This window comes from Corallococcus sp. CA049B (genome assembly GCF_003611685.1).
GTDB classification, from domain to species: Bacteria; Myxococcota; Myxococcia; order Myxococcales; family Myxococcaceae; genus Corallococcus; species Corallococcus coralloides.
On the sequence record NZ_RAWC01000442.1, the window covers coordinates 1 to 1,544 of the forward strand.

Genomic DNA, 1,544 nt, shown 5'->3' on the forward strand with positions numbered 1-1,544 from the left:
TCGCCGGAGGAGCTGGTGCGGCTGGTGCGCGTGGGCAGCGGCGAGCTGGTGGACTTCGAACGGGACGCCACGCTGCACGGCCTCATCGAGCGGCAGGTGGCGCGCACCCCGGATGCCCCGGCCGTGGTGTTCGGGGAGACGGCGTTGACGTACCGGCAGCTCGACACGAGGGCCAACCAGCTCGCGTGGCGGCTGCGCTCGCTGGGCGTGGGGCCGGAGGTGAAGGTGGCGCTGTGCCTGGAGCGTTCGGTGGAGGCCCTCGTGGCGCTCCTCGCGGTGCTCAAGGCCGGTGGTGCCTTCGTCCCGATGGACCCCGGAGCCCCGCCAGCGCGCAGGGACTTCGTGTTGAAGGACAGCGGCGCGGCCGTGCTCGTCACGACCGAAGCCGCCTGCGGGGACTGGAGCCCCTACGGCGTCCACGAGGTGTGGCTGGATGTCGAGCAGACCGGCCTGGGCGCTCTCTCGCATGAGCCCCTGCCCGTCCTGACGGGGCCGGAGCACCTGGCGTACGTGCTGTACACGTCCGGCTCCACGGGCAAGCCGAAGGGCGTGATGGTGCAACACCGCACCATCCTCAACATGCACCGGGCCTTCATCCGCGCCTTCTACGCGGGCCAGCCGCGTGGACAGCGCGTCAGCGTCAACGCGCCGCTGTACTTCGACGCGGTGATGGACCGCGTGGTGCAGCTCATCGACGGGCACTGTCTCCACATCGTCCCGGACGCGCTGCGCGTGGATCCAGAGGCGATGCTCGCGTGGCTGGAGCAGCACCGCATCGACTCGTTCGACTGCACGCCCGCGCAGCTCAAGCCGCTCCTGGCGGCAGGGATGCTGGAGCGGGACTGGGTGCCGCCCCTCGTGATGATGGGAGGCGACGCGCTGGACGCGGAGTCGTGGAGGAAGCTGGCCGCGACGGACCGCACGCGCGTCTTCAACGGCTACGGCCCCACGGAGTGCACGGTCTGCACGGCGGGCGTCACCATCCAGGGGAGCCTCCGCGCGGAGCCCTTCATCGGCCGGCCCGTGGCGAACCTGAACGCGTACGTGCTGGACTCCAGGCAGCGCCTGGTGCCCTTCGGCACGCCGGGAGAGTTGTGCTTCTCCGGCGAGAGCGTCACCCGCGGCTACCTGGGCCGGCCGGACCTGACGGCCGAGCGCTTCGTGCCGGATCCGTTCAGCGCGGAGCCCGGAGCGCGCCTCTACCGCACGGGCGACAAGGGCCGCTGGAGGCCGGACGGGACGCTGGAGTTCATGGGCCGCCTGGACTTCCAGGTGAAGCTGCGCGGCTACCGCATCGAGTTGGGCGAAGTCGAAGCCACACTGCGCACGCACGCGGGCGTCAGTGACGCGCTGGCCCTGGTGCGCGAGGACGTGCCGGGCGACGCGCGGCTCGTGGCCTACGTGGTGACGGACGGCGACACGGAAGGACTGCGCGAGCACCTGCGCCGGCACCTGCCGGAGTACATGGTGCCGTCCGCCTTCGTCACCCTGCCCGCCCTGCCGCTGACGCCCAACGGCAAGGTGGACCGCAAGGCGCTGCCCTC

Annotated in this window: 1 protein-coding gene; it reads left to right on the forward strand. The window is 71.6% G+C overall.

Annotated features, from left to right (window positions below):
* Nucleotides 1-1,544, forward strand: a 1,544-nt coding sequence (locus D7W82_RS39580) for an amino acid adenylation domain-containing protein (RefSeq protein WP_120623174.1), incomplete at both ends; no start/stop codon positions are given.